The sequence below is a fragment of the Streptomyces sp. V2I9 genome, assembly GCF_030817475.1.
GTDB lineage: Bacteria > Actinomycetota > Actinomycetes > Streptomycetales > Streptomycetaceae > Streptomyces.
This window is the reverse complement of the sequence record NZ_JAUSZJ010000002.1, coordinates 5341852-5358606: the sequence shown is the minus strand read 5'-3', so window position 1 is coordinate 5358606 and position 16755 is coordinate 5341852. Positions and strand designations below refer to the sequence as shown.

The following is a 16755-nucleotide window of genomic DNA, read 5'->3' as shown; positions in this document are numbered from 1 at the left end:
CTTCCCGTACGACGAAGGCCCCCGCGCGACGTGCGCGGGGGCCTTCGTCGGCGGTCGGTCAGGCCAGGTCGGCCGTCAGGCGGGCGATCGCCTCGTCGACGGTCAGCTCCTCGCGCTCGCCGGTGCGGCGGTCCTTCAGTTCCAGGACGCCGTCGGCGGCGCGGCGGCCGGCGACCAGGATCTTGGGCACGCCGATCAGCTCGGAGTCGGTGAACTTCACGCCGGGCGAGACGCCGGGACGGTCGTCGACCAGGACGCGCAGGCCCGCCGCGTTGAGCTTCTCCGAGACCTCCAGGGCCAGCTCGGTCTGGAGGGCCTTGCCGGCGGCGACGACGTGGACGTCGGCCGGGGCGACCTCGCGGGGCCAGCACAGGCCCTTGTCGTCGGCGGTCTGCTCGGCGAGGGCGGCCACCGCGCGGGAGACGCCGATGCCGTACGAGCCCATCGTGACCCGGACGGGCTTGCCCTGCTGGCCGAGGACGTCGAGCTGGAAGGTGTCGGCGTACTTGCGGCCGAGCTGGAAGATGTGGCCGATCTCGATGGCGCGGTCCAGGACGAGGCCGGTGCCGCACGCGGGGCAGGGGTCGCCCTCCTCGACGACGACGACGTCCAGGTACTGGTCGACCTCGAAGTCCCGGCCGGCGACGACGTTCCTCGCGTGCTTGCCGTCCTTGTTCGCGCCGGTGATCCAGGAGGTGCCGGGGGCGACGCGGGGGTCGGCGAGGTAGCGGACCTTCTCCAGCCCCTGGGGGCCGACGTAACCGCGTACGAGGTCGTCGCGGCCGACGAAGTCCTCGGCGGTGACCAGCTCGACGACGGCGGGCGCCAGGTGCTCGCCCAGCTTGCCGAGGTCGACCTCGCGGTGGCCGGGGACGCCCACGGCGACGATCTCGCCGTCCACCTTGACCAGCAGGTTCTTCAGGGTGGCGGAGGCGGGCACGCCCAGGTGCGCGGCGAGCGTCTCGATGGTCGGGGTGTCGGGGGTGTCCAGCTCCTCGACCGCGCCGTGCGCCGAACCGTCGACCGGGGCAAGCGCGAAGGTCACGGCCTCGGTGTTGGCCGCGTAGTCGCAGTTCGGACAGTCCGCGAAGGTGTCCTCACCGGCGGCGGCGGGGGCCAGGAACTCCTCGGAGGCGGAGCCGCCCATCGCGCCGGAGACGGCGGAGACGACGCGGTGGTCCAGGCCGAGCCGCTCGAAGATCTTGATGTACGCGGCCCGGTGCAGGGCGTAGGAGTGCGCCAGGCCCTCGTCGGTGGTGTCGAAGCTGTACGAGTCCTTCATCTGGAACTCGCGGCCGCGGAGCACGCCGGAGCGGGGGCGGGCCTCGTCGCGGTACTTCGTCTGGATCTGGTAGAGCATCACCGGCAGGTCCTTGTAGGACGTGCACTGGTCCTTGACGGTCTGGGTGAAGATCTCCTCGTGGGTCGGACCGAGGAGGTAGTCGCCGCCCTTGCGGTCCTGGAGGCGGAAGAGCAGGTCGCCGTACTCCTCCCAGCGGCCGGACGCCTCGTAGGGCTCCTTGGGCAGCAGGGCGGGCAGCAGCACCTCCTGGGCGCCGATGGCGTCCATCTCCTCGCGGACGACGTGGGAGATGTTGTCCAGGACCTTCTTGCCGAGCGGCAGCCAGGACCAGATGCCGGCCGCGTTGCGGCGCACGTACCCGGCGCGGACCAGCAGCTTGTGGCTGAGCGTCTCGGCGTCCGCCGGGTCGTCGCGCAGTGTCTTGATCATCAATCGGGACATGCGCTGGACCTGGGCCATGATGAACTCCTGCTCGCAAGGGTGGTGAGCCCGAGGTTAGCCGGGCAGTGCGGGCGGGCGGAAATCCATTCGCCCGGCGCGCAGCAGCGGCAGCGGCGCGCCCATGACCGCGTACGGCTGCGGAGCGCTCGGGAAGAGGACCTGGCGGGCGAGGTCGCGGTAGCCGAGGGAGCGGTACAGGGCGCGGGCCGGGCTGTCCTTGTCGATCGCGGACAGGATCGAGCGGGGGTGGTCGACGGCGTCGGTGATGGCGGTGATCAGGGCCCGTCCGAGGCCGCGCTGCTGGTGGTCGGGGTGGACGTGGAGTTCGGTGATGACGAAGGAGTCGTCGAGCCAGTCCTCGGTGCCGGTGGCCCGCAGACAGGGCTCCACGACGGTGGACCACCACTGGACCCGGTCGTTGGGCAGCCCGTAGACGAACCCGACGAGCCGCCCGTCGGGGGTGAGGGCGCCGAGTGCGCGGGCGCGGGGGTGCTCCAGGTGTCTGAGGACGATGTGGCGGCGTACGTCGATCTCGTCCTGGCCGAGTCCGAAGGCCGCCGCCTGGACGCGCAGCGCTTCGTCGACGCGGGCGGCCAGGTCGACGGGGCCGATCCGGGCGTCGGGGTGTGCGGGGCCTTCTCCGGGGACTGCCATGCCGGAACCCTACTGGCCGGGGCGGGCGTATGGGCCCGACAGCGCGGCGGGCCCCCGGCGGTGAGCGCGCGGGGCGGCGCGGCGGTCCGGACCGGGACGCGGGAGGGGGGACGAGGGAACATGGGCGGGTGGCGGGAGCCCGGAGCGCGGGGAGCGGGGGCGGCTGGGCGGGGCGGCCGGGGTGGGGCCGGTCAGAACAGGACGCTCATGAACGCGCCGACCTCGCGGAAGCCGACGCGGTGGTACGCCTTGCGGGCGGGGGTGTTGTAGTCGTTCACGTACAGGCTGACGACGGGGGCGACGTCGGCCAGGGCGTAGCGCAGGACGGCGGCCATGCCCGCCTCGGAGAGGCCCTTGCCGCGGTGTTCCGGGGCGACCCAGACGCCCTGGATCTGGCAGGCCCGGGGGGTGGCCGCGCCGATCTCCGCCTTGAAGACGACCTTGCCGTCGTCGATGCGGGCGAAGGAGCGGCCGGCGCCGATGAGTTCGGCGACGCGGGCCTGGTAGAGGAGTCCGCCGTCCCCGGCGAGCGGGGAGATGCCGACCTCCTCGGTGAACATGGCCACGCAGGCCGGCATCAGGACCTCCATCTCGTCCTTGCGGATGCGGCGGACGAGCGGGTCGGGCGCGACGTCGGCGGAGAGGCTCTCGGTGACCATGAGGGGCTGGTTGGCGCGGACCTCGCGGGCGGGGCCCCAGCTCGGTTCCAGGAGCCGCCACAGCCGGGTGGTGGGTTCGGCGGGGCCGACGATGGAGGAGCAGCGGCGGCCGGCCCGGCGGGCGCGGTCGGCGAAGGCGCGGACGGCTTCGGGGCCGGCGCAGATCGGGACGAGGTTGGCTCCGGAGTAGCACAGGGAGCGGAGCATGCCGTCCGCGTACCAGCCCCACATCTCGCCGCCGAGGCGCCAGGGGTCGAGCCCCGCGACCTGCACGCGGGACGTCACGAAGGCGTTGGCCACGGGCTCGCTCTCCAGGATGGCGAGCGCGGCGCCGAGGTCGCTGGGTTCGAGGACCCGGGTGGTGGTCTGCGTCAACACGAGGGGGCCTCACCATACGGTCTGCTGATTTCCGCACTGTAACCGAGAAGCCCCTCGAACGCCGCCCGAGTCCGGGGACCGGTTTGGGGGTGCCGCCGCCCGCCCGCCGGACCGTGCCGATACGCCGCCGCCCCGCCGGGCACGGGGCTCGGCGGGGCGGGACGGCCGGAGAGGCGGGGAGCGCCGGTCAGCTGATGGAGACCTCGGGCTCGCCGGACGCGATGCCGTCCTTCTCCATCTGCTCGGCGATCTTCAGGGCCTCTTCGATGAGGGTCTCGACGATCTTCGACTCGGGGACGGTCTTGATGACCTCACCCTTCACGAAGATCTGGCCCTTGCCGTTGCCGGAGGCGACGCCGAGGTCGGCCTCGCGGGCCTCGCCGGGGCCGTTGACGACGCAGCCCATGACCGCGACGCGGAGCGGGACCTCCATGCCCTCCAGGCCGGCGCTGACCTGGTCGGCGAGCTTGTAGACGTCGACCTGGGCGCGGCCGCAGGAGGGGCAGGAGACGATCTCCAGGCGGCGCTGCTTGAGGTTCAGCGCCTCCAGGATCTGGAGGCCGACCTTGACCTCCTCGGCGGGCGGGGCCGAGAGGGAGACGCGGATGGTGTCGCCGATGCCCTCGGAGAGCAGTGCGCCGAAGGCGACGGCCGACTTGATGGTGCCCTGAAACGCCGGGCCGGCCTCGGTGACGCCGAGGTGCAGCGGGTAGTCGCTCTGCGCGGCGAGCTGGCGGTAGGCGTTGACCATGACGACCGGGTCGTTGTGCTTGACCGAGATCTTGATGTCGCCGAAGCCGTGCTCCTCGAAGAGGGACGCCTCCCACAGGGCGGACTCGACCAGGGCCTCGGGGGTGGCCTTGCCGTACTTCTTGAGGAGCCGCGCGTCCAGGGAGCCGGCGTTGACGCCGATCCGGATCGGGGTGCGGGTCTCGCCGGCCGCCTTGGCGATCTCCTTGACCTTGTCGTCGAACTGCTTGATGTTGCCGGGGTTGACCCGGACGGCCGCGCAGCCCGCGTCGATCGCGGCGAAGACGTACTTCGGCTGGAAGTGGATGTCGGCGATCACCGGGATCTGCGACTTCTTGGCGATGGTGGCCAGCGCGTCGGCGTCGTCCTGGGTCGGGCAGGCGACCCGGACGATCTGGCAGCCGGACGCCGTCAGTTCGGCGATCTGCTGGAGCGTGGCGCCGATGTCCGACGTCCGCGTCGTCGTCATCGACTGCACGGACACGGGCGCGTCGCCGCCGACCGCGACCGAGCCGACCTGGATCTGTCGGCTGACCCTGCGGTCGGCGAGCTTGGTCGGAACGGCCGGCATTCCGAGAGAAATCGCAGTCATGCGCTGTGCATCCCCAAGGTGTGGATCAAGGTCCCGAGATCGGCGGGCTTTGGCCTTCGAGGTTACGGCACCGGCGGCGGGACGGACGCACCGTGTCGACATGTCCACCCGTTGGTGAGCGGCCGGACACGGTCTGTGTGTCCGGCCGCCACCCGTGGGGTGACCGGGGCGGAAGGGTCCGTCAGGTGATCTTGACGGGGTTCACGATGTCGGCCACCAGGACCAGCAGCGTGAAGCAGATGAAGAGCCCGGCGACCACGTAGGCGACCGGCATGAGCCGGGCCACGTCGAACGGCCCCGGATCGGGGCGCCGGAACACCCTGGCCAGATTGCGCCGCAGCGACTCCCAGAGCGCGCCCGCGATGTGTCCGCCGTCCAGCGGGAGCAGCGGGAGCATGTTGAACAGGAACAGCGAGAGGTTGAAGCCCGCGAGCAGGAACAGCATCATCGCTACCTGGTTCTGCGCCGGGATGTCGAGATTCATCACCTCGCCGCCGATGCGGGCCGCTCCGACCACGCCGACCGGCGAGTCGTCGGCCCGTTCCCCGTCGCCGAAGGCCGCGTCCCAGAGAGCGGGAATCTTGGACGGCAGGGCGATGATCGAGTCGACGCCGTTCTCGATCATGTCGCCCATGCGGACGACGGAGTCGCCGAAGGAGAGCGGCACGATCTCGGTCTGCGCGGCGAAGCCGAGGTAGCCCGCCTTGACGAACTCCTTCGGGATGATCTCGCCCTTGTCGTCCTTCTTCGCCACCAGGTTCTCGCGCAGGACGGCGTTGAGCGTGACTTCCCTGCCGTCGCGTTCGACGACGATGGTGGCGGGGCCGATCGTCTCGCGGATGCGGTCCGAGAGCGTGGCCCAGTCGTCGACCTTCTTCCCGGCGAACGCGACGATCCTGTCGCCCTCCTGGAGCCCGGCGGCCTTGGCGGGCGAGACGTCGTCACCGGGCTTGCAGGTCTGGCGCTTGTCGCTCTGCGAGATCACGCACTTCTGGACGCCGGCGACCTCGGTGGTCTGGGTCTGGAAGCCGAAGGTCATCGCGACGCCCATGAAGATGGCGACGGCGAGGACCAGGTTCATGAAGGGCCCGGCGAACATCACGATGACGCGCTTCCACGGCTTGCGCGTGTAGAAGAGCCGCTTCTCGTCGCCCGGTTCCAGCTCCTCGAAGGCGGCGGAGCGGGCGTCCTCGATCATGCCGCGCCACGGGGAGGTGGAGCGGGCTTCGAGGCGGCCGTCCGGGCCGGGCGGGAACATCCCGATCATGCGGATGTAGCCGCCGGCCGGGATGGCCTTGATGCCGTACTCGGTGTCGCCCCTCTTCCTCGACCAGAGCGTCGGGCCGAAGCCGACCATGTACTGCGGGACCCGGATGCCGAACATCTTGGCCGTGGAGAGGTGGCCCAGCTCGTGCCAGGCGATGGAGAAGAGCAGGCCCACGACGAAGACGGCGATCCCCAGGACCGTCAGCAGGATCGAGGTCAGACTCATGCGCGCGCCTCCGCTGTCGCTTTCGCCGAGAGTTCCCGGGCCCGTGCGCGGGCCCGGGTTTCCGCTTCGAGGACGTCCGCGACGCTGAGCGAGGTTCCCGGGGCGGGGGTGCCGTGTTCGGTCACCACGGTGGTGACCGTATCCATGATGCCGTTGAACGGCAGCTGTCCGGCGAGGAACGCGTCGACGCACTCCTCGTTGGCCGCGTTGAACACGGCCGGGGCGGTGCCGCCGAGCCCGCCGACGTGCCGGGCGAGGCCGACGGACGGGAAGGCGTCGGTGTCCAGCGGGAAGAACTCCCAGCTGGAGGCCTTCGTCCAGTCGAAGGCCGGGGCGGCGTCCGGGACGCGCTCGGGCCAGCCGAGGCCGATGGCGATGGGTCCGCGCATGTCCGGCGGAGTGGCCTGGGCGAGTGTGGAGCCGTCGCTGAACTCCACCATCGAGTGGACGTAGGACTGCGGGTGGACGACGACCTCGATCCGGTCGAACGGGATGTCGTAGAGGAGGTGCGCCTCGATGACCTCCAGTCCCTTGTTGACCAGGGTCGCGGAGTTGATCGTGATGACCGGTCCCATCGCCCAGGTCGGGTGGGCGAGGGCCTGCTCGCGGGTGACGTCGGCCAGCTCCTCGCGCGTACGGCCCCGGAAGGGTCCGCCGGAGGCGGTGACGACGAGCTTGCGGACGTCGGCGCGGGTGCCCGCGGCGAGCGCCTGGAAGAGCGCGGCGTGCTCGGAGTCGACGGGGATGATCTGGCCGGGGGCGGCGAGCGCCTTCACCAGCGGCCCGCCGACGATCAGCGACTCCTTGTTGGCGAGGGCGAGCGTGCGGCCCGCCTTCAGCGCGGCGAGGGTCGGGGCGAGTCCGATGGAGCCGGTGATGCCGTTGAGCACGGTGTGGCAGTCGCTCGCCGCGAGGGTGGCGGCCGCGTCGGGGCCGGCCAGGATCTCGGGGAGCGGTTCCCCGGCCCCGTACCGGTCCCGCAGCGCGGAGCGCAGGGCGGGGACCGCGTCCTCGGCGGCTACGGCCACCGTGTCCACCCGGAGGCGGCGCGCCTGCTCGGCAAGGAGGGCGACCCGGCCGCCGGCGGCCGAGAGCGCCGTGACCCGGAAGCGGTCGGGGTTGCGCAGGACCAGGTCGATGGCCTGGGTGCCGATGGACCCGGTGGAGCCGAGGATCACCAGATCCCGGCGGCCGTCCGCGGCGTCGAAGACGAGATGCGGATCGGCGAGGGGGGCGGGGCTGTCGCTCATGCCCCCCATTGTTGCCGCTCCCGCCGGGTACGGGGACAGCGCGTCCCGGTGGGCCGCGGATCGACCGCGGGAGCGGAGCCGGATTCCCCGCGCCGCGGCCCCGGTGCCGGGCCCGCGGACTCCCGGCGCGAGGCCCGCCCGCTCCCGGTGTCAGGGCCGCGGGGCCCCGGCGAACTCCGCGAACACCTCGTGGAAGCGCGGGAACGTCTTGCGTACGCAGCCGGGGTCGTCGTACGTGAGACCGGGGGTGCGCAGTCCGGCGACGGCGAAGGACATCACGATGCGGTGGTCGCCGTGGGTGGCGATCTCGGTGGGCTTCGGGACGCCGGGGTGGATCTCGATCCGGTCGGGGCCGGTGTGGACGGTGATGCCCATGGCGCGCAGGTTCCGGGCGCATGCCTCCAGCCGGTCGCACTCCTTGACGCGGGTGTTGGCGACGTCCTCGATGACGACGGGCCCGTCCGCGTACGGGGCGATGGCGGCGAGGGTCGGCATGGTGTCGGAGATGTCGCGCATGGTGACGGTGAGGCCGCGCAGTCGGCCGGTGGAGCGGACGGTGGTGGCGTCGGCCCCGATGCTCACCTCGGCGCCCATCTTCCGCAGGACCTCGACGAAGCGCAGGTCGCCCTGGAGCGCCCCGGTGCCGAGGCCGGGCACGGTCACCTCGCGGCCGGTGAGGGCGGCGGCGGCGAAGAAGTAGCTCGCGGTGGAGGCGTCGGGCTCGACGGCGTAGGCGGTGGCCCGGTAGCCGCCGGGAGGCACGGTGAAGGTGTTCCCCTCGCGCAGCACCTCCACGCCGAAGTCGCGCATCATCGCGCGGGTGATCTCGACGTACGGGGCGGAGACCAGGTCGGTGACCTCGATGCGCAGGCCCTTCGCGGTGAGCGGCCCGAGCATCAGCAGCGCGGTGAGGTACTGGGACGACTCCCCCGCGTCCAGGGTGAGTTCGCCGCCCTCGACGCCCGCCGCGCGCACGGTGAGCGGGTGGTGCCCCTCGGCCTCCTCGTGACGCAGGTCCACGCCGAGGGCGGTGAGGGCGCGGGTGAGCGGGGCGAGCGGGCGGCGGCGCATCTGGGCGGAGGCGTCGAAGCGGTACGTCCCGGAGGCGGCGGCCGCGACGAGGGCGGGCAGGAAGCGGGCGGTGGTCGCGCCGTCGCGGCAGTGGACCTCGGCTTCCGGGACGGCGGGCCCGGCCGGGCGGCCCTCGACGCGCCACCGGTCGGCCTGCTGGACCACCCCGTACCCGAGGGTCCTCAGCCCTTCGGCGAAACCCTCGGTGTCGTCCGAGCGCAGCGGTCGCAGCAGGGTGGTGGTGCCTTCGGAGGCCGCGGCCAGGAAGAGGGCGCGGGCGGTGACGGACTTGGAGCCGGGGATGTCGATGACGGTCACGGCGCTCATCCTGCCCCGCGGCGGCGGGCCGGGCGGGGCGCGTCCGGTGCGTGGGACGTGCCCCGCCCGGCCGTACGCCGGGGACGGGGACGGGGCGGGAGGCCCTCCTGGCGTGCGGCCGCGGGCGGCCTGCGCACCTGCCGCCCGGCGTTCCGGCCCGTCCGGGGCCCTGGCAACTCCGGCCGGTACAGGCCTCCTGGCCCCGCCGTCCGGCAGAGGTCTCCTGACCCGTCGGCCGGCAGAGGTCTCCTGACCCGGCGGCCGGTACGGGGATCAGCGCACCGGCCGGTGCTGGTTTCCGCGGGTGGAGGGGCCGGGGGTGGCGTCCGCGATCCAGGGGCCTTCGCCGCTGGGGTCGATGACGCCCTCCTCCAGCCAGGTGTACGTACCGGACAGGATGCCGTCGACCACGCGCCGGTCGAGGTCGTCGGTGTTGGACCACAGCCGGGTGAACAGTTCCCCGACCCGGATGCGGGCCTGCTCGCAGAAGGCGTCCGCGAGCTGGTACGCCTCGCGGCCGTGCTCCCCCGCCCCGCGCAGGTGCTCGGCACGGACGCAGGCGGCGCTCATCGCGAAGAGCTCCGCGCCGATGTCGACGATCCGGCCGAGGAAGCCCTGCTTGGTCTCCATCCGGCCCTGCCAGCGGGACATGGCGTAGAAGGTGGAGCGGGCGAGCTTGCGGGAGGACCGCTCGACGTACCGGAGATGGCGGGAGAGGTCACGGTGCCCGGCCGGGTGGAACTCCGCGTAGGTACGCGGCAGATGGCCCGGTCCGACGGCGAGTCCGGGCAGCCGGCGGGCGTAGAACGCGGCGGCGTCCGCCCCCGCCCTCGCCTTGGCGGAGAGCGGCTTGTCGGGGTCGATGAGGTCGCCGGCGACCTTCAGGTGGGCGTCCACGGCCTCGCGGGCGATCAGCAGGTGCATCATCTCGGTGGAGCCCTCGAAGATCCGGTTGATCCGCATGTCGCGGAGCATCTGCTCGGCGGGGACGGCGCGTTCGCCGCGGGCGGCCAGCGAATCGGCGGTCTCGAAGCCCCGGCCGCCGCGGATCTGGACCAGTTCGTCGGCGATGAGCCAGCCCATCTCGGAGCCGTACAGCTTGGCGAGGGCGGCCTCGATGCGGATGTCGTTGCGGTCCTCGTCCGCCATCTGCGAGGAGAGGTCGACGACGGCCTCCAGGGCGAACGTGGTGGCCGCGATGAACGAGATCTTCGAGCCGACCGCCTCGTGCCGCGCGACGGGTCTGCCCCACTGCTCGCGTACGCCGGACCATTCGCGGGCGATCTTCAGCGACCACTTGCCGACGCCCACGCACATCGCGGGCAGCGAGAGGCGGCCGGTGTTGAGGGTGGTCAGGGCGATCTTGAGCCCGGCACCCTCGGGCCCGATCCGGCAGGCGGCGGACACCCGGACGCCGTGGAAGCGGGTGACGCCGTTCTCGATGCCGCGCAGCCCCATGAAGGCGTTGCGGTGCTCCACGGTGACGCCGGGGGCGTCGGCCTCGACGACGAACGCGGTGATCCCGCCGGGGTGGCCCTCCGAGGCGGGGACGCGGGCCATGACGACCAGGAGGTCGGCGACGACGCCGTTGGTGGTCCAGAGCTTCACCCCGTCCAGGACGTAGTCCGGCCCGTCGGGCATCGCGGTGGTGGCGAGGCGGGCCGGGTCGGAGCCGACGTCCGGTTCGGTCAGCAGGAAGGCGGAGATGTCGGTGGTGGCCAGCCGGGGCAGGTAGACGTCCTTCTGCTCACGGGTGCCGAAGATCTTCAGGGGCTGCGGTACGCCGATCGACTGATGCGCGGAGAGCAGCGCGCCGATCGCGGGGCTGGCGGAGCCGGCCAGGGCGAGCGCCTTGTTGTAGTACACCTGGGTGAGGCCGAGGCCGCCGTACCTGGTCTCGATCTTCATCCCGAGCGCGCCGAGCCGCTTGAGCCCGTCGATCACCTCGTCGGGGATCCGCGCCTCGCGCTCGATCCGCGCGCCGTCGACGTGCGTCTCGCAGAAGGCGCGCAGCCTGGCCAGGAACTCCTCGCCGCGCCGGATGTCGTCGGGCGGCGGCAGGGGGTGCGGGTGGATCAGGTCGAGCCGGAACCGCCCGAGGAACAGCTCCTTGGCGAAGCTGGGCTTGCGCCAGTCCTGCTCGCGCGCGGCCTCGGCGACGCGGCGCGCTTCGCGCTCGGTGACCTTGGGCGCCTTGGGGACCTGAGGCGTGTTGTGGGGTGCGGACATGGGGGACCTCGCCTCGCCGCGCGCCGCCGGGGCGGAGGGACGCCCGGGCGCACGGACTTCTCGTCGCTGCTGCTGGTGGGCTGCTCCTGGTCCGTATGTAACCCGTGTACGCGCGGTTCGGCACCCGCACAAGGGTCCGCGCTCGGATACGCGGACGGCCCGAACCCCCGCACAGCGGGTTCGGGCCGTCCGTCTTTCGCGCCCCTCCCGCACCCGCTGTCCGGGCGGGGGCGCGGGCGGGGGCGTCCGGGGTGCTACAGCGCGAGGCCGGTGAGGACCAGGACGCGCTCGTAGGTGTAGTCGTCCATGGCGTAGCGCACGCCCTCGCGGCCGACGCCGGACTGCTTGGCGCCGCCGTACGGCATCTGGTCGGCGCGGTACGACGGGACGTCGCCGATGATCACGCCGCCGACCTCCAGCGCGCGGTGGGCGCGGAAGGCGGTCTGCAGGTCATGGGTGAACACGCCCGCCTGGAGGCCGTACTTGGAGGAGTTGACGGCGGCGAACGCCTCGGCCTCGCCGTCGACCTTCCGGAGGGACATGACCGGTCCGAAGACCTCCTCGCAGGAGAGCTTCACGTCGTCGGGGAGGTCCGCCAGGACCGTCGGAGCGTAGGTGGCCCCGTCCCGCTCGCCGCCGGTGAGCAGCTCCGCGCCGCCCCTCACGGCCTCGTCGACCCAGGACTCGACGCGCTTGGCCGCGTCCTCGCTGACCAGCGGGCCGACGTCGGTGGCGGCGTCGGCCGGGTCGCCGGTGACCAGGGCCTCGACGGCGGCGACGATCTTCGGGACGAGCCGGTCGTAGACCGAGGCGTCGGCGATGACGCGCTGCACCGAGATGCAGGACTGGCCGCCCTGGTAGTTGGAGAAGGTGGCGATCCGGGTGGCCGCCCAGTCGAGGTCCTCGTCGGAGGCGTAGTCGCCGAGCACGACCGCCGCGCCGTTGCCGCCCAGCTCCAGGGTGCAGTGCTTGCGGGGCACCGATTCCATGATCGCGTAGCCGACGGGGCCCGAGCCGGTGAAGGAGATGACCGGCAGCCGCTCGTCCTGGACCAGCGCGGGCATCTTGTCGTTCGGGACCGTCAGGACGGACCAGGAGCCGGCCGGGAGGTCGGTCTCGGCCAGCAGCTCGCCCAGGATGAGGGACGAGATGGGGGTCGCCGGGGCGGGCTTGAGGATGATCGGGGCGCCGACGGCGATGGCCGGGGCGACCTTGTGGGCGCTGAGGTTCAGCGGGAAGTTGAAGGGCGCGATGCCGAGGACGGCCCCGCGCGGGAAGCGCCGGGTCAGCCCGAGACGGCCGGTGCCGCCGAGGTCGGTGTCGAGCCGCTGGGCCTCGCCGCCGTTGAAGCGGCGGGCCTCCTCGGCGGCGAACCGGAACACGGACACGGCCCGGCCGACCTCGCCGCGGGCCCACTTGATCGGCTTGCCGTTCTCCGCCGAGATCAGTTGGGCGATCTCCTCGGTGCGCTCCCCGAGCCGCCGTACGACGTGGTCGAGCGCGGCGGCCCGGACGTGCGCCGGGGTGGCGGCGAACTCGTCGCGTACGGCGTGGGCGGCGGCGACGGCCTCCTCGACCTGGGCATCGGTCGGCACGCTGACGGTGCCGACAAGACGTCCGTCGTACGGGTTGGTGACGTCGAAGCTGTCGGCACCGGTGGCCCGGCGGCCGGCCACCCAGAAGGCGTGGGGCGAAGTCATGGAGGTTCCGGCCCTTCGGAGGTCGTGACGGAGGTGGCGGGTGCCCGGAGGGGGTCCGCTGTCGTCCCACGGTAGGACGGGAAGGCCGTCAAGGGGTTTGTCCGGCGTGGAGCGGAGCGGTGACCCGCTGCTCCGAATTGGCGGAAGGGCCCTCACCGGCGGACGGTCCTTCACCGGCGGCGAAGTCTTCCTCGACGGAGAGGCTGCCCTCGGCGGAACGGCCGTCCGGCCCGACCGCCCCGCGCGGCTTCCCGCGCCGGAGCAGATCCGGTACGAGGGTGAGCAGGCCGGCCACCGCGAGGGCCACGCCCAGCCAGAGCGGGGCCCTGGGGCCGAACCGGTCGAGGCCCAGGCCGCCCAGCGCGGAGCCGAGCACCACGCCGAGGGTGATGAAGGAGCTGTGCACCGTGTTGACGAGCGGCCGGGCGTTGCCGGTCCGCTGCACCCGGGTGACCAGGGCCGGGTTCATGGTGACCCCGACCAGGCCGACGCCCAGCATGCAGAGCACCGCCCCGGCCTCCACCCCGGCCAGCAGGGCGAACCCGGCGAGGAACACCGCGTTCAGGGACAGGCCGCCGAGCAGGACGGGAAGGGTGTGCCGGTCGGCGAGCCGGCCGACCACGGTGTTGCCGACGACCGTGGCGGCGCCGTACGCGAGGAGCAGCAGCGGGACGGTGCCCGGGGAGAAGCCGGTGACCTCGGTGAGGATCGGGTTGAGGTAGCTGAAGGCGGAGAAGGTCGCGCCGATGACCATGGTGCTGGTCAGCAGGGTGAGCCAGAGCCGGGGAACGCGGAAGGCCGTCAGCTCGGAGCGGAAGGTGCCACTGCCCTCCGGCCGGCCCGTCCGGCGCACGCCGACGGCGGTGCACAGTGCGGCGGCGACCGTCAGTGCGGAGATGGCCCAGAACGCGGCCCGCCAGCCGTACCGCTCACCGGTCAGGGTGGCCAGCGGGAGTCCGAGCAGGGTGCCGAGCATCAGGCCGTTGAGGATGACCGCCATGGCCCGGCCGCGCTGTTCGGGGCGGGTGAGCTGGGAGCCGAGCGAGATCGCGACGCCGAAGAACGCCTGCGAGGCGACTCCGGTGATCACCCGCGCGACCACCATGACCGGGTAGCCGGACGCGGTGGCGGCGAGCACGTTGCCGGCCAGGAAGAGCGGGAAGAGGACCATGAGCGCGGTCCTGGGCGGCAGCCGCAGCAGGGCGACGGAGAGCAGCGGGCCGCCGAACGCCATGGAGAGGGCGAAGACGGTGATCAGGTAGCCGATCCGCGGAACGGTGACGTTCAGCCCCTCGGCCATCTGCGGCATCAGTCCGGCGACGACGAATTCGCTGGTGACCATGGCGAAGATGCCGAAGGCCAGTACATGGACAGCACGTGGCACGGTGGGTTCCCCCTTGGAAACATTGTTTTGTATTGATCAGTTCAAAACGTGGGCATGGCGGCACCCGCCCGGCTCCGGCAGGGCGGGCGGGCAGGCCGTGCGGCCGGAGCGGCGCTCAGCGGGTCAGGGCATCCAGCGCGGTGTCGGCCACGGACTGGACGGCGGCCCGGTCGGCCCCGCCCTGGGCGGCGATCCGCATACCGCCGATGACGGCGTTGAGGTACCGGGCCAGAGCGTCGGGACCCCGCGCGGAGACGATGGAGCCGTCGCGCAGTCCGGCGGCGACGACGGCGGACAGGCTCCGCAGCCGGCGGGCGGCGTCCCGGTCCAGGAGCCGGGCGACCTCCGGTTCACGGGCCGCCAGCTCGACCGTGGAGTTGACCCCCAGGCACCCGAGACTGCGACCGTCGGGGCGGTGGTCGAACTCGTCGGCCACGATCTTGTCGAGCAGGGCGCGCACCCGCTCGCCCGGCGGGCGCGACGTGTCGTCGAGTACGGCGTCCTGGGCGTCCGCCATGGCGTCCAGGTAGCGCGTGAGCGAGCGCGCGAACAGCTCGCGCTTGCTCCGGAAGGTGTTGTAGATGCTGCTGCGCCCCAGCCCCGTCGCGTCGCACAGGTCCCGGGTGGAGGCGGCCTCGTAGCCGTACTCCCAGAAGGTGCGCATCGCGGCGTCCAGGGCCCGTTCCTCGTCGAACTGTCGCGGTCGGGCCATGACAGCACTCTAGGGTTTTGTACCGAACGATGCAATACGATGCCGGATCGGCCGTTCACCCCTCGGCGGGGGCCGCCGCGTCGGTCGCCTTGAGGGCGAGCCACAGCTCCATGCGGACGTCCGGGTCGTCCAGCGAGCGGCCCAGGATCTCCTCCACCCGGCGCATCCGGTAGCGCAGGGTGTGCCGGTGCACCCCGAGGTCGGCGGCCGCGGCGTCCCACTGGCCGTGACGGGAGAGCCAGGCACGCAGGGAGGCCACGAGGTCGCCGCGGCCCTTGGCGTCGTGCTCGTACAGCGCGCGGAGCATGCCGTCGGCGAAGGCGCGTACCGCGTCGTCGGCGAGCAGCGGCAGCACCGAGCCGGTCGCCAGCTCCTCGTGCTCGACCAGCGCCCTGCCCCGGCGGCGCGCGACGGACAGGGCCTGTTCGGCCTGTTTGTACGCGGCGGAGACGGCGATCGGTCCCGAGGGCGCGGAGAGCCCCACGACGACGTCGCTGTCGTCGGCGCCGCCCTCGCGCGGGCCGCGCTCGTCCTGGGCCGCGGCGTAGGCGGCGCACGCGGCGACGGCGGCGCCGCCGTCGGCCGCCAGCACGAGGACGCGCTCGGCCTCCGGGACCAGGAGCAGCGCCTCGCCGGTGCGGGCGGCGGCGGCCTCCATCGTCTCGGTGAGCGCCTCGGCCCCGGCGGGCGCGGCGGCCTCGGCGATGAGCAGCCGGAACGGGGTGTCGAGCAGGTCGCCGTAGAGGTCTCCGGCGACGGCGCGGGCATGGTCGGACTGTCCGGCGAGCAACATGCGCAGGACGGCGGCGCCCAGGCGCTGTTCCGCGCCGTGGAGGGCGCGGGAGCGGGCGGTGGTCAGGGTGAGGAGGGCCACGGCGGAGTTCACGGCGTACCGCTCGGCGGTGCCCAGCGCGGCTCCGGTGCCGACGGCCAGCGCGCCGCGGGCCCGTCTGCCGGTGCCGAGCGACTGGAGCTCGACCCGGTCGTCGCTGCCGCCGACGACTACGCTGGCGGGGGCGGGGCGGTCCCGGAGGCGTTCGACGTCGGGGGTGAGGCGGGCGGCACGGCGGGCGGCCCACTCGGGGGCGGCGGCGAGGACCGCGCCGGAGGCGTCGTACAGGGCGGCCCAGCCGTCGACGTGGGCGGCGAGCCGGGCGAGCAGACCGGCGGGCCCGTCCCCGGCGAGCGCGGCCTTTGTCAACTCGCGCTGGGCCTCGAAGCCGGCGGTGACCGCACGGTACTGGTCGGCGGCGATGGCGGCGGAGACGGCCTTGCTGATGGCGAGGAAGGGGGTGCGGCGCGGCACTTCGAGGAGCGGCAGCCCGGCCTCCTCGGCGGCCTCCACGAGAGCGGCCGGGACGTCCTCGTAGTTCACGCCGACCGCGAACCCGACTCCGGCGACCCCGGCCGCGTCCAGCCGCCGCACGTAGCGCCGCATGGCCTCGGCGTCCTCGGCGTCAAGGTTGGTGGCGGTCACCAGGAGGAGTTCGCCGCCGTCCATGTACGGGACGGGGTCGGCCAGCTCACTGGCATGGGCCCACCGCACGGGCGTACCGAGCCGGTCAGCACCCGCCCGCACGACGAGCTTGAGTGCCGGGTGCTGGACGAGCGAGGCGAGCGTGGGGGGCATGGGCGGGGAACCCTCGGGGTCGGGGACGGGAGCGCCGCGATCCGGCCGCCCGGATCACCGGCCGGTCGCGGGCGGGTGATCCGGGCGAGCGGATCGGTGACACCGGATTTCGCCGTCGCGTATGAACGGCCGCCTCCGATTCTGCCAGGGCGGCAGAGTGCCGGAAACCGCGCCCGGCGGACCGCCCCGCCG

At 73.0% G+C, this 16755-nt stretch carries 12 protein-coding genes; all 12 read right to left on the bottom strand.

Translation table 11 applies throughout. The features are described from left to right. Nucleotides 1-58: 58 nt before the first annotated feature. Nucleotides 59-1762, bottom strand: a complete 1704-nt coding sequence (locus tag QFZ71_RS23590; protein ID WP_307670156.1) for a proline--tRNA ligase — start codon at nt 1760-1762, stop codon at nt 59-61. Nucleotides 1763-1798: 36 nt separating this feature from the next. Further along, nucleotides 1799-2398 carry a GNAT family N-acetyltransferase gene (locus QFZ71_RS23585; RefSeq protein ID WP_307670155.1) on the bottom strand — a complete coding sequence of 200 codons (600 nt, stop codon included), beginning with the start codon at nt 2396-2398 and terminating at the stop codon, nt 1799-1801. A gap of 191 nt (nt 2399-2589) precedes the next feature. Next, nucleotides 2590-3432 (bottom strand): GNAT family N-acetyltransferase, encoded by an 843-nt coding sequence (locus QFZ71_RS23580; protein ID WP_307671559.1) that lies wholly within the window; start codon nt 3430-3432, stop codon nt 2590-2592. A gap of 190 nt (nt 3433-3622) precedes the next feature. Then, nucleotides 3623-4777, bottom strand: coding sequence for a flavodoxin-dependent (E)-4-hydroxy-3-methylbut-2-enyl-diphosphate synthase (gene ispG / locus QFZ71_RS23575; RefSeq protein ID WP_307670154.1), 1155 nt, complete (start codon nt 4775-4777; stop codon nt 3623-3625). Between the two features lie 181 nt (nt 4778-4958). Next, nucleotides 4959-6269, bottom strand: coding sequence for an RIP metalloprotease (locus QFZ71_RS23570; protein WP_307670153.1), 1311 nt, complete (start codon nt 6267-6269; stop codon nt 4959-4961). Beyond that, a complete protein-coding gene (gene dxr, locus QFZ71_RS23565) occupies nt 6266-7519 on the bottom strand; it encodes a 1-deoxy-D-xylulose-5-phosphate reductoisomerase (protein WP_307670152.1) in 1254 nt (417 codons plus the stop codon). Before dxr ends, QFZ71_RS23570 begins: the two co-directional genes overlap by 4 nt. A gap of 150 nt (nt 7520-7669) precedes the next feature. Next, nucleotides 7670-8908, bottom strand: a complete 1239-nt coding sequence (gene aroA, locus QFZ71_RS23560; protein WP_307670151.1) for a 3-phosphoshikimate 1-carboxyvinyltransferase — start codon at nt 8906-8908, stop codon at nt 7670-7672. 273 nt (nt 8909-9181) lie between these two features. Beyond that, nucleotides 9182-11137, bottom strand: coding sequence for an acyl-CoA dehydrogenase family protein (locus QFZ71_RS23555; protein WP_307670150.1), 1956 nt, complete (start codon nt 11135-11137; stop codon nt 9182-9184). A gap of 254 nt (nt 11138-11391) precedes the next feature. Continuing rightward, nucleotides 11392-12837 (bottom strand): aldehyde dehydrogenase family protein, encoded by a 1446-nt coding sequence (locus QFZ71_RS23550; RefSeq protein WP_307670149.1) that lies wholly within the window; start codon nt 12835-12837, stop codon nt 11392-11394. An 88-nt stretch (nt 12838-12925) separates the two neighbouring features. After that, nucleotides 12926-14221, bottom strand: a complete 1296-nt coding sequence (locus tag QFZ71_RS23545; RefSeq protein WP_307670148.1) for an MFS transporter — start codon at nt 14219-14221, stop codon at nt 12926-12928. 115 nt (nt 14222-14336) lie between these two features. Continuing rightward, nucleotides 14337-14933, bottom strand: a complete 597-nt coding sequence (locus QFZ71_RS23540) for a TetR/AcrR family transcriptional regulator (RefSeq protein ID WP_307670147.1) — start codon at nt 14931-14933, stop codon at nt 14337-14339. Between the two features lie 55 nt (nt 14934-14988). Next, nucleotides 14989-16563, bottom strand: coding sequence for a PucR family transcriptional regulator (locus tag QFZ71_RS23535; RefSeq protein ID WP_307670146.1), 1575 nt, complete (start codon nt 16561-16563; stop codon nt 14989-14991). Between the last annotated feature and the right edge of the window lie 192 nt (nt 16564-16755).

Excerpts from the sequence above, each read along its gene's own strand:
- QFZ71_RS23590 (WP_307670156.1), bottom strand. The coding sequence starts at position 1,762 with ATGGCCCAGGTCCAGCGCATGTCCCGATTGATGATCAAGACACTGCGC.
- QFZ71_RS23585 (WP_307670155.1), bottom strand. The coding sequence starts at position 2,398 with ATGGCAGTCCCCGGAGAAGGCCCCGCACACCCCGACGCCCGGATCGGC.
- ispG (WP_307670154.1), bottom strand. The coding sequence starts at position 4,777 with ATGACTGCGATTTCTCTCGGAATGCCGGCCGTTCCGACCAAGCTCGCC.
- QFZ71_RS23570 (WP_307670153.1), bottom strand. The coding sequence starts at position 6,269 with ATGAGTCTGACCTCGATCCTGCTGACGGTCCTGGGGATCGCCGTCTTC.
- dxr (WP_307670152.1), bottom strand. The coding sequence starts at position 7,519 with ATGAGCGACAGCCCCGCCCCCCTCGCCGATCCGCATCTCGTCTTCGAC.
- QFZ71_RS23555 (WP_307670150.1), bottom strand. The coding sequence starts at position 11,137 with ATGTCCGCACCCCACAACACGCCTCAGGTCCCCAAGGCGCCCAAGGTC.
- QFZ71_RS23550 (WP_307670149.1), bottom strand. The coding sequence starts at position 12,837 with ATGACTTCGCCCCACGCCTTCTGGGTGGCCGGCCGCCGGGCCACCGGT.
- QFZ71_RS23540 (WP_307670147.1), bottom strand. The coding sequence starts at position 14,933 with ATGGCCCGACCGCGACAGTTCGACGAGGAACGGGCCCTGGACGCCGCG.
- QFZ71_RS23535 (WP_307670146.1), bottom strand. The coding sequence starts at position 16,563 with ATGCCCCCCACGCTCGCCTCGCTCGTCCAGCACCCGGCACTCAAGCTC.